Raw genomic sequence first — 13,270 nt, forward strand, 5'->3', positions numbered from 1 at the left:
CAGTGACGGACCGGGTCTCCTCCGAGAACGCGTCCGTCGAGACGGTCCGCGCCACGCTCGCCAGCGCCGGCGCCACCGGCCGACCGCGCATCGCGGTTCCCGAGGAGACCGCCGAGCAGTTCCCCGCCGACGAGCTCGTCACGCTCGTCCTCGGCGGGACGGTCTATCACGCCCGCGTCGACGTGGCGCTCGACGACTCGCTCGAGATTCGCGGGGCCTACGACAACCGCCGGCTGGCACGGGAGGCCGACGGCGAGAACCGCCTCGTCGAGTGGGCGAAGAACGAGGGCGTCGACGTCGGCCGGTCGGTGCTCCTCGACACCGTCGTCGAGGGGGAACGCTACGGCGTCCGCAAGCCGGGCGAGACCACGGTGTACGAGGTGCCCGAGACGACGGTGAACACGAGCCTCGACCGGATCGCGCAGTCGCTCGACGGAGGTGACGACGAGTGACGGGGATGGCCGACCGCCTCGACGCCTTCCTCGCCGGCGAGCGAACCGACGACGTGGCGTTCTACCTCCACGAGGACGGCGTCGGCGACGTCGAGGCGCTGGCGGACGTGGGCGTCCGGACCGACCACGGCGTCCTCCTCGTCCTCCCGGGCGAGGAGGGCCGCGCCGCGTTCCAGCGGGCCACCTCGCTCAACCCGATGAACTTCGCCGGGATGGCGATGGACACCGAGGGAGAGGTGGACCGCGACCTGACCGACGGCACCTGCCCCGCCGGTGACGGCGAGGACCACTACGCCAAGTTCGTCTTCGCGTTCGCCGAGGAGCACCATCCCGAGATGGAGGGGCTCTACGCCGAGGGCGACGTGCTCCACGCCTACGCGGCCTGCGCCTGCGGGGAGACCTACTCCGAGAAGTGGCTGGCTGGCGAGGACGGGGCCTGAGGACGGCTCACACGCACACACGAGACTTTTACCGGGCGATCGACTCAACCGGGGCGTGAGCGACAGCGAGGCCGACGCCGTCACCGCAGAGGCGGTCGCCGGTATGGTCGCGGCGTGCCGTCCCGAGTGGCGCGTGGCCGGGTACGAACGCGCCGCCGAGGGCACCGACTTCGTCGCGTTCGTCGACTGCGAGACGCCGGACGGCCCACGCGAGGCCGTCCTGAAGGCGACGACCGCGGGGTTCGTCCGACCGGAGGTGGCTCGCGCGGAACCGCGGCTCTACGAACTCGTGGGCCGCGAGACGTCGGTTCCGGTCCCCGCGGTGTACGGCTCCGTCGACGCCCACGCCGACTACCCCGCACCGTTCTACCTGCTCGAACGCGTCGCCGGCGAGAACGTCGAGTCCGACCCTACCGCACTCCCGGTCGACGTGCGCGAGCGGGTCTGCCGGGACGCCGGCGCGAACCTCGCCCAACTCCACGGTCTCCGCACCTTCGACCGGGTCGGCTCCGTGGGCGTCCGCGACGGCGGCCTCGCGGTCGTCCCGAACGACGAGGGCGGCCCCTACGCGGACGGCCGCGAGTGGTTCCGCGACGGGGTCGCCAGCACGCTCGACGCGCTGGCCGACGGCACCTACTTCCCCGATCTGGCCGACGAGCCCGACCGGTTCGCCGACCTCGTCCCCGACCTCCGGGCGGCGTTCGACGAGCGACTCGCGGCGATGCCCCCCCCCGACCCGCCGCGGTTCTGCCACTGGGACTACCGCTGGGGGAACCTCCTGCTCTCCCCCACGACGGGCGAGACTCGGGCGGTGCTCGACTGGGCGAACCTCTCCACCACGGACCCGGCGTACAACCTCGCGTGTGTCGAGTACCACCTCCTGCACGACGGCGACGACGAGGCGACCCGCGAGCGCCACCGCCGGGCGCTCCGCGGGGCGTACGTCGCCGGACGCGAGGGCTGGCGGTTCGACGCGAGCGTCACCGAGCGGATGGAGACCTACGCGCTGCTGAAGCGGTGTGACGCGATGGCGTGTCTGCCGCTCTGGCACGAGGAGAAAGACAGGGCGGGGAGAGCACGGGTCGAGCGGGTCCACCGCGAGGCGGTGGCCGAGTTCGTGGACGGTGACTAGCGGTCGGCCGCGATCCCCTCGTCGTCCTCGTCGGCGTGCTGGCGGGCCACCTCGCGGAACGCCTCGAGGATGACCTCCTGCGTGACCGCGCCGCGCGAACTCCAGTGGTGCGCGTAGTCGAGCATGTCGTCGTAGATGTCGGGCTTGCACCCGGCCGCCTTCGGGTGGCCGCCACCGTTCACTCTGCCGGCCACCTCGTGACACAGCTCGAACGAGTCGGTCCCCCGGATGGAGGCGCTCCCGGCCGGCTTGACGACGACCGCCGCGTCGGTTCCCTGCTCGCGGAACGCCTCGGCCACCTCGTTCTGCGAACAGCGGCCGTAGGTGATGCCGACCGTCCACGGGCCGACCTCCTCGATGCGTCCACGCTTCACCGCGAGGTCGACGAGCTGCTCCTTCTCGATCCGGCGCTCGGCGATGTACGCCTCGACGGGTTCGGGGAGGTCCGCACCGAAGCGGCCGACGACCTCGACGTACGCCTCGGGTTCCTCCCAGTAGGCGTAGTCCGCGAGGTCGTCCGAGCGCGGGTCCTCGCGGAGCCAGAGGTCGTGGTCGCGCGTGACCGCGGCGAGGTCGGCGAACCGGTCGTCGAACGCGTGGTCGATGGAGCGAAGCGCCACGTCGGCCGTACACTCCTCGTCCGAGTCACCGACGACGAGGTCGACACCCGCCCGTTCGACCGCGGTGGAGAGGTCGTCCTCCCACTGGTGGTGGTCGAACCACGCGACTGACGCCGCGCGCTCGACCACGCCGTCGAGGTACTGGATATCGTAGTCGCTGTCGGGACACAGGTCACAGACGAAGACGCGGGCGTCGGGTTCGAGGTACGCCGCGAGGTACTCGAGTGACTCCTCCAGTTCGTGGGGGCCGGTCGGGAGCAGGGCTCCCTCGCCGAACGCCTCGCGAACGAGGGCGACGCAGGCGAGGCCGTCGGCGTCGGGGTCGGCGACCACGACGGTGGTGGCACCCTCGAGCGTCTCGCGAGCCTCGCGTTCGGCCTCCAGCTCGTCGAACGAGTCCGGGGTGAAGAAGCCCGAACCGGGGAGTACCGACTTCCGGGAGAGGGGGAGTCGGTCGTCGTCGATGAGGAAGTCGTCCATACGCCGGTGAGACGCCGGCGGCGTAAGGGGATACCGATTACACGGCTCTCCGTGGCGCTCTCGCGAGGTGCTCGCTACGACTCCAGTTGCCGCACCGTCAACACCGGCACCGGGCAGGTCCGCACGACGGCCTCCGCGACGCTCCCGAGGAGGAACGAGTGCTCGCCGTCGCGCCCGCGGGTCCCGGTGGCGACCACGTCGGCGTCGACCTCCTGCGCGTAGCGGGCGATCTCGCGGGCGGGGTCCCCGTGCCGCACGGTCCTGACCGTCTCGCCGTCGACGCGGGCGGCCACGGCGTCGAGCGCCTCCTGTGCCTGCTCCTCGAGTGCGCCCGCGACCTCGTTGTGGAGCCGTTCGGGGAGCGGTTCGACCCGCGACTCGTCGAGGACACAGAGGGCGTGGACGGTGGCGTCGAACTTCTCGGCCAGGTCCACGGCTGCCGCCACGGCCCGCTCGCCGCTCTTCGAGCCGTCAGTGGCGATGATGACCGTCTCGAACATGGAGGTGCGTTCCCCCGCCCGCGGCTTAAACGGGGGGGTCGACGCCCACGCCGCCACGTGTGGGGGGTGGCTTTTTCACCGCCCCCGACCCACGCTCGCCCATGGAGATAGAGACGGTGCTCGCCCCGGTCGACGGTAGCGAGGCCGCCATGCGGGCCTGCGAGTACGCCGTGGCGGTCGCCGAGCGCTACGGTGCGGACCTGCACGTCCTGCACGTCCTCGGCGAGGGGACCACCCGCGCCATCGAGGACGGCGACCTCACCGACGACGACATCGTCGCGGAGTCCGACCGCCTGATGGACGAGGTGGCGGCGATGGCCGGCGACGTGCCCACGTCTCACTCGACGGCCTACGGCTTCTCGGCGACGCGACTCACCCAGCACCCGGGGAGCGTCATCCTCGACGCCGCCGACGCCGTCGGTGCCGACTTCGTCGTCCTGCCGCGAGAACCCGTCACCGGCGACCCGGAGGCGGTCATCGAGAAGGCCGCCGAGTACGTCCTGGCGTACGCCTCACAGCCGGTCCTATCGGTCTGAGTCGTCGATACCGAGGTCGGTCTCGGTGTCGCCCGCTCCCGTCCCGGCCTCGGTCAGCGCGGCAGTCATCTCGAGTTCGAAACTCCCCGCGTCGCCCGCCTCGAACCCGACCTTCCGGTAGAGCGCCACCGCCGGGTTGTTCCACCGCTCGACGGTGAGCCACACGCGGTCGATGCCTGCCTCGTAGCCCGCCCCGAGCAGCGCCTCGATGAGGCCCGTCCCGATGCCGGCGTCCTGGTAGTCCGAGAGCACGAAGATGGCGAGTTCGTACGCCTCGTCGCCGTCCGGCACCAGCGTGGCGTGTCCAACCACGCTGTCACCGTCCCACGCGAGGACGTTGACGCACTCGTCGGCGAGGATGGCCTCCAGCCAGTTGCGGATTGCCTCGTCCTTGACCGGGGGGATCCCCTGTGCCCGGTCGGCCGGGTCGAACGCGGTGTACATCTCGACGACGGCCTCGAACTCGTCGTCGTAGCGCTCGACGCGTATCTCGCGCCCGTTCCGGTCCTCGAAGACGCACGGCGGGGCCTCGTAGGGGCCCGCCACCTCGTCGGGGTAGACGAATCCGCTCATCGTACCAGCGTCACCGAGACGGTAGCGTTCAGGACGACGAACTCGGCGATGCTCCCGAGGCTCACCTTCCCGAGTGGCGAGGTCTCCCCGCCGCCCAGCACGATACGGTCGAACCCCTCGCGCTCCGCGAGTTCGACGAGTCGACTCCCCGGATGCCCTTCGACGACCACCACCTCGGCCTCGAGGCCGGCCTCGCGCAGTCGCTCTTCGACGGCCTCGCGGATGGACTCGGTGGAGCGGTCGACAGCGGGGTTCTCGACGACCGCGACGGTCAGGTCGTCGCCGGCCTCTCGGGTCCGTTCGATGGTCCGGTCGAGGGCGGTCAGCCCGTCGTCGCTGCCGCCGACGCCCAGCAGTACCTTCATGGACGGGGGCAGGCCCCGCCGGGACAAAAAGCCACCCCGCCTCGAACGCTCCCCGTCGGTGTCGGGCGAACGCTTTTGCCCGCACTCGCCCCACCTCGGCGTATGTCCGTCCTCCGGAACCTGCGCGAGGAACTCACCGGCGTCGTCGCCCTCCTCGTCCTCGGCGCCGGGTTCCTCGCCATGGCGTTCCCCACGCTCTCGCCGATCCCGTTCTGGGTGATCTGGATCGTCGGGTTCGCGGTCGTCCTCCCCCTCGTGGGCATCGCGACCGGCGAGGCGCTCGACGAGGACGAGGACGCCGACCGCGACCCGTCCGACCAGTCGCGGCGCGACCGCGACCCGGCCGCCGAGTCCGAACGCGACCCGCTGGCGGAGCTCCGCCGGCGCTACGCCGAGGGGGAGATAGACGAACTGGAGTTCGAGCGGCGCCTGGAGCGTCTGCTGGAGACCGAGGACGAGGCCGCCGCGGCCGCGTACGTCGACCGGCGACGCACCGACCGCGAGCAGGAGGCCGACCCCGAGCGCGACTCGGCCTGACCCGTCCGCCAGCCGTCAGACACCGCCGACGGCCTTTTGACCCGCTGGCCCGGACCCTCGGCCATGACCGAGGAGCCCGACGCCGAACGCACCGCGGGCGTGGAGGGGGACGCCGCCGGGGACCTCCGCCCCGCGATCCGCCGGGTCGAGGATGGGGACGGACACGACTCGCGACTCGCGGACGACGCGGCCCCCGAGGACGACACCGCCGAGGTCCCGCCGGACGTCCGGGAGTACGCCCGCTTCTCGAAGATCGACGGCGCGACCTACGACCGGGCCAACGAGTTCCTCCGCGACCGGACCTACGTCACCGCCCGCGAGTGGGCCATCGCGCGGCTCTGTGCCGACTTCCGTACCGAGACCGGTGTCGAGATGACGAAGATCGGTGAGAACCTCCCGCACCTCGTCCCGTTCATGACCGACACCTACAGCCCGCAGGCGGTGAACCAGGCCCGCGCCTCGTTCAAGGAGAAGGTCCGCAAGGCCGGCGCGACGTTCCTCTACGGCGCGATGTGTGACTTCTACACCGCCGAGGAACTGGACGACCTGATGTACGAGGTCACCGAGGTGGCGAAGTTCCTCCTCGAGGTCGAGGGCGTCGAGCTCACCGTCGACGAGGAGCTCGAGGCCGAGGACCGCATCGGCAGCGTGATGCGCGACGTCCGGGAGTCGAGCGCGGCGCTCCGACACGACCACGTCCACTGCCCGGAGTGCGGGCACGAACTCTCGGCGGGCGGGACCGACGACGCGGAGGCCGAACCGGAGCAGTCGGCCCCCGCCGACGACTGACAGCCACTCCTCCGCGTCTCGCGGGCGCTGGCCCGTGCCGCCCCGCTACCGGTCGCCCGCGATCGTCAACAGTGGGTAGTCCGCGACGACCCCGTCGACGCCCGCCTCCCGGAGTCGCTTCACGTCGTGCCACGTCCGGGCCGTCCACGCGTTCACCGTACAGCCACGGTCTCGCGCTCTTCCCACGAGGGCCGCGTCGGTGAACACCGCCTCCTTCGCGGGGTGGAAGGCGGTACAGCCGTGGCGCGCCACGCAGTCCAGTCCCCAGTCGGCCGCGCCGTCGGGGACGACGGGGGCGGTCCGGTCGCCGGTCACGTCGTCGGCCGCCGCCAGCGCCGCCTCGAAGAACGAGGAGTAGAGGACCCGCTCCAGCGGTTCGCAGGTCGCCGCCACCCGCTCGACGAACGGCCGCCACGTCTCGCGCCGCGTCGCGAGGTCGTCCGGGTGGCTGGCGGGCCACACGTCACGCGTCCCGGGGTTCTTCAGTTCGACGTTCAACCGGACGCCGGGCGGGAGCGCCTCGACCACCGCGGCCAGCGTGGGGACGGTGAACCCGGAACCGAGCACCTCGGCGCCCGTCACCGTCGCCAGCGGCGTCTCCCACACGACCCCCTCGGCGTCCGTGACGCCCTCGCTCCCGTCGTCGCGTTCGTCCAGCCGCGAGTCGTGGAACACGACCGGTGTACCGTCGGCGGCCGGCATCGTGTCCACCTCGACGGTGTGGGTGTCGGGGTGGAGACCCGCGGCGGTCACGGCCGGGACCGTGTTCTCGGGGAACGTCCCCGCGAACCCGCGGTGGGCGAGGATGTCGAGGCTCACGTCCGTCGATTCGCCGGCGGCAGCGTAAATCTTGTTCGGGACGGTCGACCGTGAAGAACTACCCGTCGGTGGCCGCCTCCCCGCCCTCGTCGTCCGCCACGCCGTCTACACTGTCCTCCTCGTAGGCGTCCTCGTAGCGGTCCATCGCGTCCTCGAACGACCGCTCGGCCAGTTCGTAGGTCTCGCGCAGGTCCTCGATGGGCGTCTCCGTGGCGTCGACCCGCAGGTCGTCGGTGAACGACGCCAGTTCGCGCTCCTCGGTCCGGGCGACCATCACGGCTGCGGAGTGGACGGGCAGGTCCTCGCGCTTGTCGCCCCCCTCGGCGTGGCCGGCGGCGAGTGCGTCTATCAGTCGCTCGCTCAGGGGTTCCTCGGGGTCGCTCGCTTCGTACGCCGCCGCGGTCTCCGCCACGACCGACTCCCCGGTCAGCAGGTTCCCGGCGACGGTGTACCCCTCACCGGCGGTGTGACCGTACCACTCCTTGCACTCTTCGCCCGAGAAGGTGAACGTCCCCTCGCGGTCGACGCCGTGCAGTTGTCGGTTCTCGCTGTTCTCGTCGGCGTCGAGCAGCGACTGCAGAGCGTCACCCACGGCGAGTCCGTCGTCGACGTACTCGATGCCCTTGCGCCCCAGCCGGGTGTTGACGAGCGACTGCGTGGCGACGGCGCCGTTCTCGGAGACGAACGGACAGAGCGTACCGACGCCGGCGAGTCGCGTGGTGACGGCGACGCCGAACCGGTCGTGTTCCTCGAGGTCACCCTCGTCGGTCTCGGTCTCGTAGTTCTCGTGGACGCAGATGCTGAAGGTCACGCTCCCGACTGTGCGGGGGTGGAGAAAAGCGTCTGTGGAACCGGCACGGCGAACGTGCGTCTGACGTAAGACCTATGCCCGTACCGGGCCGTTTCGACGCTATGGGACTGATGAGCAAGCTCCTCGGGGGAGGAAAGCGCACCGCCGACGACTACGTGAAACTCGACGTGGACGACTTCGACGCACAGGCCGTCGACGCCGGGACGTCCGTCCGCATCGCCACCATCTCGGACAAGCAGGACGTCATCGACATCAAGGACGCCGTCTACGACGGCGACGTCGTCATCGCGGACATCACCCGACACACGACGACCGACCGGACGATGGAGCACATCTCGGACGAACTCAAGCAGGTCGCCCGCGAGGTGGGCGGTGACATCGTCCAGAAGGACGACGACCAGATCATCATCACGCCCGGCGGCGTGCAGATCTCCCGCAAGAAACTCGGCCGCTGAGCTGCCCCCGTCGACCCCGATCTGCTCCTCGAGACGTCGTTCCTCCCGCCGTTCAGAACGGCAGGTCGCCACCCGCACCCGGTAGCCCCGGCACCGGCAGTTCCGGCGGCTCGGGGGCACCATCGCCCCCACTCGCCTCCGTCCCGAGGACGACGTTCTGGTCCGTACTGCCGCCCACGTCTGTCCACGTCGCCCCGCCGTCGAGGCTGTACGCCACCGGCCCGAACGTGTAGCCGTTCGAGTCGCCGAGCGCCGCGGGCGCCTCCACGAAGTACGTCGGGTCGTGGCTCGTCGCCCGCCCCTCGAAGACGACGTGTGCGCCGTCGCGCTCCCCGTCCCCGCCGACGAGCGTCCACGACTCGGGCACCCTGTCGCGCACCAGCACCGGCGGCGCGGCGCCGTCCCGCTCGACGCTCACGTCGACCGAGAGGTCGACCTGGTTCGTCTCGCCGCCGGTGAACACCTGCCCGTCGTCGCTCCGGGTGGCGACCACCGAGACGGCCGGCACCCCCTCGGGCACCGGCCGGGTCCCGACGGTGAGGTCGGTGCCAGCGTGGTCCACCTGCACCCCGCCGGCCCCTCTGGCCGACGTGAACCCCACGTCCGTCGTCGCCAGCGTCACCCGCAGGCTGTCGCCCGCGTCGAAGAACCGCTGGACGCTCACCAGGTCGAGGTCGACGCGCTGGGCCGTCCCCGGCGTCCCCTCGACGGCGAGTGGCGTCGCCTGGTTGTCCAGCAACGTCGCGCCTGCGTCGGTGACGTGGTAGAGCTTGGCGAAGACGAACGACCGGGCGCCGAGCGGCGTCACGGTCAGTGACAGCGACGGGGTGCCGACCACCTCCGTCGCCGCCTCGAACGTGAAGTCGAAGTCGACGCTCGTCACGCCCGCGGCGAAGTCGCCGTTCTGCGGCGATATCTGGGAGGCAGAGGTGGGTGCGACGCTGTTGACGAGCGTGGTCGACCCCGTCGCCGTCGCGGCCTGCGAGACGGTCGCCTCGTCGAACGCGAACGTCTCGGGGGTGGCGTCGGCCGGCGGGAACTCGTCCGCTGCGGTGAACGCTCTCGCCGCCAGCGACGCGCCCGACTCGCCCTCGGCCCGGAGCGCGTCGGCCGTCTGCGTCTCGTAGTAGGTGACCGGCGCGAGCGAACTCTCGCCCTCGCCCTTCAGGTGTTCGTCGAACCACTCGACGGCCTTCCCCTCCAGATACGCGACCTGGTCGGCGGGGGCGGTGTCGCCGGTGGCGGTATGACCGCCGTCGAAGAAGACGAGCTTCGCCTCCGTCCCCTCGCCGCGTAGCCCCTCGACGATGCGCTGGCCCTCGTTCGGGACGAACAGCGTGTCCGGCCACCCCTGCACCACGAGCGCGGGGGCGTCGACGGTGTCGAGCTTCACGGCCGGCGAGCGGACCGTCAGGAACGAGCGCCCCTGTGGCGGCAGCTCGTTGCGCGCCATCGTCGTCGCGTATATCTCGTGGAGTCGCGGCGAGACCCCGCGCTGGAGGTCCTCCGCGGTCGGCTGCCCGTCGCCGGAGGTGCCCCCCCGGGCGCTGGCGACGCCGGACCCGTAGAGCAGCGAGGTCCACCCCAGTTTCGGCACGCCGTTGGGCGCCAGCGAGAACGTCAGGTCGTGCCACGGGACGATGGGGACCAGCGCCCGGATGCGGTCGTCCACGGCGGCCGCGTTCAGCTGGATGCCGCCACCGTACGACGCCCCGATCATCCCGACGCTCGGGCCGCCGCCGCTCGCGTCGACCCGCCCGGTGAACTGCGGGTCGGCGTCCGGGTGGTCGCCGGCGAGGAAGTCGATCAGTGTGCGCACGTCCTGCACCTCCTTCGGTCCCGAGAGCCCGACCTCGCCGTCGGACTCGCCGAATCCGCGCTGGTCCCACGTCAGCGCGACGTAGCCGTTCGCCGCCGCGAGGCGGGCGTACCCCTCGACGCTCCCGCGGTCGCCACCCCAGCCGTGCGTCGAGAGTACGACCGGGTGCTCGCCGTCGCCCGGCGGGCGGAACACCGTCGCGGCTATCTCGGCGCCGTCGAACGACGCGACCCGCACGTCCGTCTCGGTCACCTCGGGGGCCGCGCCCGCACCGCCGGCGTAGAACACCGCCGCGGCCCCGGCGCTCGCGGTCGCTCGCAGGAAGCCACGTCTGTCCAGTCGGCCTCGGTCCATGCTCGCCCCCTCGCGAGTCGCTCCGAAGTCGGTTCTGCCGTCAGGCCGTGGGCGTTTATGCCGCGCGCGGTGACCGGTACCCCCGTTCGGCGCCCGTTTCGAGACGCTTAACGGGCCGAGCGGCGTCGTCTCGAGCAGTGACACTCGCCATCGAGGCAGACGGGCTGGTGAAGGAGTACGGCGACGTGCGGGCGCTGGACGGGCTCTCGTTCGAGGTGGAGCCGGGGGAGTTCTTCGGCCTGCTCGGGCCGAACGGGGCCGGCAAGACGACGTTCATCAACGTCCTCGTCGGCCTCGCCCGGGCGACGGGCGGCCGCGCCGAGGTGTTCGGCCACGACGTCGAATCGGAGTACCGCGAGGCCCGGAACCGTATCGGTCTCGCCCCGCAGGAGTTCAACGTCGACCGCTTCTTCCCCATCCACGAGGTGCTGGAACACAAGGCCGGCTACCACGGCGTCCCGCCCGCCGAGGCGGCCGAGCGCGCCGCGACGGCCCTGAAGACGGTCGGCATCTGGGAGAAGCGCGACACCCGTTTCGACTGGCTCTCGGGCGGGATGAAACGCCGGTTCCTGCTCGCCCGCGCGCTCGTCACCGACCCCGACCTGCTCATCCTCGACGAGCCGACGGCGGGCGTGGACGTCCAGCTCCGGCGTGACCTCTGGCGGCTCATCGAGCGGCTGAACGCCGAGGGGACCACCATCCTGCTCACCACCCACTACATCGAGGAGGCCGAACGGCTCTGCGACCGGGTCGCCATCGTCGACTCGGGTCGGAAGGTGGAGGTGGCGACGCCGGACGAACTCCGCTCGCGGGGGACGGACACGCTCGTCCTGACGCTCGAATCGCCCGCCGTCGGCCTCCCCGACCTCTCGTTCGACGGCGTCCACGAGGCGAGCGTCGACGGCCGCGAACTGCGGGTGGTCGCCGACAGCGCCGGTGCGGTGGCGGCGGACGTGATCCGCACGCTCGACGACGCCGGCATCGCGGTGGCGGACATGGACGTCCGGCGGGCCTCGCTCGAGGAGGTGTTCGTCGACATGACGCGGCTGGACGAGGAGGCGACGACCGACTACGAGCGGAACGGCCACGACGGCGACGCCGAGAGCGTGGAGGCCGAGCGATGAGCACCGGCACCACGAACGTCCTCGACAGCGTCTTCGGTACCGGCTTCCGGTCGCTGCTCAAGCGCGAGATCCTCCGGTTCGTCCGCCGGCCACGGAACACGTTCCTACCGCCGGCCATCACGAACGTCCTCTACTTCTCCGTGTTCGGCGTCATCCTCGGCGGACGCATCCGCGAGATACAGGGATTCGACTACATCCTGTTCATCTTGCCCGGGCTCGTCGTCCTCGGCGCCGTCTCCAACGCCTTCGAGAACTCCTCGTTCTCCATCTTCCACGGCCGGTGGAACGAGTACATCAACGAGGTGCTCACCTCGCCGCTCTCGTACACCTCGCAGGTGTTCGCGTACGTCGCCGCCGCCGCCCTGCGCGGGGTGGTGGTCGGCTTCATCATCGTCGGCGTCGGCCTCGTGTTCGTCCCGTTCGCCATCGACGGCGGGAGCGTGAGCGTCGAGAGACCGTTCTACCTCGTCGCGTTCATGCTCGTCATCACGACGCTGTTCGCCGGGTTCGGCGTCCTCGGTGGTCTCTGGGCGCGGGACTTCGACTACCTCACCGTCCTCAACCAGTTCATCCTCCGGCCGCTCACGTTCTTCGGTGGCGTCTTCTACTCGCTCGACATCCTCCCGCCGCTCTACCGCACGCTCTCGCTCCTGAACCCGATGGTCTACATGGTCAACGGGGTGCGCTACGGCTTCCTCGGCTACGCCGACGTCGACCCGAACGCCTCGCTCGTCGTGCTGACGCTCCTGACGGCGGCGGTGCTCGGCGTCGCGGTGGTGCTGTTCCGACGCGGCTACGGCATCATCGACTGAGCGGGGACACTCCCGCCACCCGGCGAAAACCATAGGACGCTCGGCGGTCAAGCCGCGATATGTTCCGTGCAATCCTGCCGAACGGACAGCTCGAGGCAGCGTCGTACGAACACGTCGAGCACGGCGTCGAACTGTACATGGACGACGGCGATCTGCTCGCGTTCGTCCCCTACACCAACCTCGAGGCGCTCCTGACCGAGCACGCCTACGAGGGGGACGAACCGTCGGTGATGTAGGGCCCGGCTCCGGTCGCTTCAGACGTTGTCAGGCGTCTCGTCGTCCTCGACCGCACGTTTCATCGACTCGCGGCGGGACTTGGCGTCGCGGCCGGTACACTCGAGCAGGAACTCGTTCTTCGCGGTGTTGGCGTCGCCAGCGGCGTCGACGTCGCCCGTCTCCATCAGGTCCTGCAGGTCCCGCTCGACGAAGTCGACGGCGAGCTTGTCCTTCTTGCCCGAGTAGGCGACGGCACCGGCGACGACCTTCTCGAAGACGGGGTTCTTCGGCTCGTCGACGACGTAGAGGTCGCTCCCCTTGAACTCCTGCGTGCTCGTGATGGGGCCGAAGTAGTCCTCGATCGTCCCTTCCAGGTCCGGTACGCGCTCTTCGAGGTACTCCCCTCTCCGCATCTTGTACTCTTCCATAGGGCAGG

At 70.8% G+C, this 13,270-nt stretch carries 18 protein-coding genes; 10 read left to right on the plus strand and 8 right to left on the minus strand.

The annotated features are described in order from the left end of the window. Positions 1–2 precede the first annotated feature (2 nt). The 3 genes from N0B31_RS16230 to N0B31_RS16240 are packed head-to-tail and all read left to right on the plus strand — an operon-like array spanning position 3 to position 2,024. Complete coding sequence (locus tag N0B31_RS16230) at positions 3–452, plus strand: DUF7112 family protein (protein WP_260592666.1); 450 nt, start codon at positions 3–5, stop codon at positions 450–452. A gap of 5 nt (positions 453–457) precedes the next feature. Then, positions 458–892 (plus strand): DUF5807 family protein, encoded by a 435-nt coding sequence (locus tag N0B31_RS16235; RefSeq protein WP_260592667.1) that lies wholly within the window; start codon positions 458–460, stop codon positions 890–892. Between the two features lie 55 nt (positions 893–947). Continuing rightward, positions 948–2,024, plus strand: coding sequence for a phosphotransferase family protein (locus N0B31_RS16240; protein ID WP_260592668.1), 1,077 nt, complete (start codon positions 948–950; stop codon positions 2,022–2,024). Here the strand turns inward: N0B31_RS16240 and N0B31_RS16245 are convergent. Together N0B31_RS16245 and N0B31_RS16250 are read right to left on the minus strand one after the other, a co-directional pair. Next, positions 2,021–3,124: a DHH family phosphoesterase gene (locus tag N0B31_RS16245; RefSeq protein WP_260592669.1), complete on the minus strand. Its 1,104-nt coding sequence runs from the start codon at positions 3,122–3,124 to the stop codon at positions 2,021–2,023. The two genes, N0B31_RS16240 and N0B31_RS16245, sit on opposite strands and share 4 nt — an antisense overlap. A gap of 74 nt (positions 3,125–3,198) precedes the next feature. Further along, positions 3,199–3,624, minus strand: a complete 426-nt coding sequence (locus tag N0B31_RS16250) for a universal stress protein (RefSeq protein WP_260592670.1) — start codon at positions 3,622–3,624, stop codon at positions 3,199–3,201. A gap of 101 nt (positions 3,625–3,725) precedes the next feature. On the opposite strand from N0B31_RS16250, the gene N0B31_RS16255 reads away from it, so the two are divergent. Beyond that, positions 3,726–4,160, plus strand: coding sequence for a universal stress protein (locus tag N0B31_RS16255; protein WP_260592671.1), 435 nt, complete (start codon positions 3,726–3,728; stop codon positions 4,158–4,160). On the opposite strand, the gene N0B31_RS16260 is transcribed toward N0B31_RS16255, so the two are convergent. Together N0B31_RS16260 and N0B31_RS16265 are read right to left on the minus strand one after the other, a co-directional pair. Next, entirely contained in the window at positions 4,149–4,733 is a 585-nt protein-coding gene (locus tag N0B31_RS16260; protein WP_260592672.1) for a GNAT family N-acetyltransferase, read from the minus strand. The two genes, N0B31_RS16255 and N0B31_RS16260, sit on opposite strands and share 12 nt — an antisense overlap. Then, complete coding sequence (locus N0B31_RS16265) at positions 4,730–5,098, minus strand: universal stress protein (protein ID WP_260592673.1); 369 nt, start codon at positions 5,096–5,098, stop codon at positions 4,730–4,732. Before N0B31_RS16265 ends, N0B31_RS16260 begins: the two co-directional genes overlap by 4 nt. Positions 5,099–5,200: 102 nt before the next feature. Between N0B31_RS16265 and N0B31_RS16270 the strand changes: the two genes are divergently transcribed. Then, positions 5,201–5,635, plus strand: coding sequence for an SHOCT domain-containing protein (locus N0B31_RS16270; RefSeq protein WP_260592674.1), 435 nt, complete (start codon positions 5,201–5,203; stop codon positions 5,633–5,635). Positions 5,636–5,698: 63 nt separating this feature from the next. Beyond that, positions 5,699–6,424, plus strand: coding sequence for a DUF5806 family protein (locus N0B31_RS16275; protein ID WP_260592675.1), 726 nt, complete (start codon positions 5,699–5,701; stop codon positions 6,422–6,424). Between the two features lie 45 nt (positions 6,425–6,469). Here the strand turns inward: N0B31_RS16275 and N0B31_RS16280 are convergent, their stop codons facing one another. Beyond that, entirely contained in the window at positions 6,470–7,243 is a 774-nt protein-coding gene (locus N0B31_RS16280) for a glycerophosphodiester phosphodiesterase (RefSeq protein ID WP_260592676.1), read from the minus strand. Between the two features lie 58 nt (positions 7,244–7,301). Next, positions 7,302–8,054 carry a DUF1028 domain-containing protein gene (locus tag N0B31_RS16285; RefSeq protein WP_260592677.1) on the minus strand — a complete coding sequence of 251 codons (753 nt, stop codon included), beginning with the start codon at positions 8,052–8,054 and terminating at the stop codon, positions 7,302–7,304. 101 nt (positions 8,055–8,155) lie between these two features. Here N0B31_RS16285 and N0B31_RS16290 point away from each other — a divergent pair, with 101 nt between their 5' ends. Next, positions 8,156–8,509: a cell division protein SepF gene (locus N0B31_RS16290; protein ID WP_260592678.1), complete on the plus strand. Its 354-nt coding sequence runs from the start codon at positions 8,156–8,158 to the stop codon at positions 8,507–8,509. Positions 8,510–8,561: 52 nt separating this feature from the next. On the opposite strand, the gene N0B31_RS16295 is transcribed toward N0B31_RS16290, so the two are convergent. Further along, a complete protein-coding gene (locus N0B31_RS16295) occupies positions 8,562–10,682 on the minus strand; it encodes a CocE/NonD family hydrolase (RefSeq protein ID WP_260592679.1) in 2,121 nt (706 codons plus the stop codon). A 137-nt stretch (positions 10,683–10,819) separates the two neighbouring features. On the opposite strand from N0B31_RS16295, the gene N0B31_RS16300 reads away from it, so the two are divergent. The 3 genes from N0B31_RS16300 to N0B31_RS16310 are packed head-to-tail and all read left to right on the plus strand — an operon-like array spanning position 10,820 to position 12,854. Continuing rightward, positions 10,820–11,806, plus strand: coding sequence for an ABC transporter ATP-binding protein (locus N0B31_RS16300; RefSeq protein WP_260592680.1), 987 nt, complete (start codon positions 10,820–10,822; stop codon positions 11,804–11,806). Then, the gene (locus N0B31_RS16305) at positions 11,803–12,618 is read left to right on the plus strand and encodes an ABC transporter permease (protein WP_260592681.1); all 816 of its coding nucleotides are present in this window, start codon (positions 11,803–11,805) and stop codon (positions 12,616–12,618) included. The genes N0B31_RS16300 and N0B31_RS16305 overlap by 4 nt, the downstream gene beginning before the upstream one ends. Positions 12,619–12,677: 59 nt before the next feature. Continuing rightward, positions 12,678–12,854, plus strand: a complete 177-nt coding sequence (locus tag N0B31_RS16310) for a hypothetical protein (RefSeq protein ID WP_260592682.1) — start codon at positions 12,678–12,680, stop codon at positions 12,852–12,854. An 18-nt stretch (positions 12,855–12,872) separates the two neighbouring features. On the opposite strand, the gene N0B31_RS16315 is transcribed toward N0B31_RS16310, so the two are convergent. Next, a complete protein-coding gene (locus N0B31_RS16315) occupies positions 12,873–13,262 on the minus strand; it encodes a DUF5611 family protein (RefSeq protein WP_260592683.1) in 390 nt (129 codons plus the stop codon). Between the last annotated feature and the right edge of the window lie 8 nt (positions 13,263–13,270).

Origin of the sequence: Salinirubellus salinus (assembly GCF_025231485.1) — an archaeon.
Taxonomy (GTDB): Archaea; Halobacteriota; Halobacteria; order Halobacteriales; family Haloarculaceae; genus Salinirubellus; species Salinirubellus salinus.

What these genes read in the sequence shown, in the direction of transcription:
- N0B31_RS16235 (WP_260592667.1), top strand. Translation starts at nt 458, where the DNA reads ATGGCCGACCGCCTCGACGCCTTCCTCGCCGGCGAGCGAACCGACGAC.
- N0B31_RS16245 (WP_260592669.1), bottom strand. Translation starts at nt 3,124, where the DNA reads ATGGACGACTTCCTCATCGACGACGACCGACTCCCCCTCTCCCGGAAG.
- N0B31_RS16250 (WP_260592670.1), bottom strand. Translation starts at nt 3,624, where the DNA reads ATGTTCGAGACGGTCATCATCGCCACTGACGGCTCGAAGAGCGGCGAG.
- N0B31_RS16255 (WP_260592671.1), top strand. Translation starts at nt 3,726, where the DNA reads ATGGAGATAGAGACGGTGCTCGCCCCGGTCGACGGTAGCGAGGCCGCC.
- N0B31_RS16260 (WP_260592672.1), bottom strand. Translation starts at nt 4,733, where the DNA reads ATGAGCGGATTCGTCTACCCCGACGAGGTGGCGGGCCCCTACGAGGCC.
- N0B31_RS16265 (WP_260592673.1), bottom strand. Translation starts at nt 5,098, where the DNA reads ATGAAGGTACTGCTGGGCGTCGGCGGCAGCGACGACGGGCTGACCGCC.
- N0B31_RS16270 (WP_260592674.1), top strand. Translation starts at nt 5,201, where the DNA reads ATGTCCGTCCTCCGGAACCTGCGCGAGGAACTCACCGGCGTCGTCGCC.
- N0B31_RS16275 (WP_260592675.1), top strand. Translation starts at nt 5,699, where the DNA reads ATGACCGAGGAGCCCGACGCCGAACGCACCGCGGGCGTGGAGGGGGAC.
- N0B31_RS16290 (WP_260592678.1), top strand. Translation starts at nt 8,156, where the DNA reads ATGGGACTGATGAGCAAGCTCCTCGGGGGAGGAAAGCGCACCGCCGAC.
- N0B31_RS16295 (WP_260592679.1), bottom strand. Translation starts at nt 10,682, where the DNA reads ATGGACCGAGGCCGACTGGACAGACGTGGCTTCCTGCGAGCGACCGCG.
- N0B31_RS16305 (WP_260592681.1), top strand. Translation starts at nt 11,803, where the DNA reads ATGAGCACCGGCACCACGAACGTCCTCGACAGCGTCTTCGGTACCGGC.
- N0B31_RS16310 (WP_260592682.1), top strand. Translation starts at nt 12,678, where the DNA reads ATGTTCCGTGCAATCCTGCCGAACGGACAGCTCGAGGCAGCGTCGTAC.
- N0B31_RS16315 (WP_260592683.1), bottom strand. Translation starts at nt 13,262, where the DNA reads ATGGAAGAGTACAAGATGCGGAGAGGGGAGTACCTCGAAGAGCGCGTA.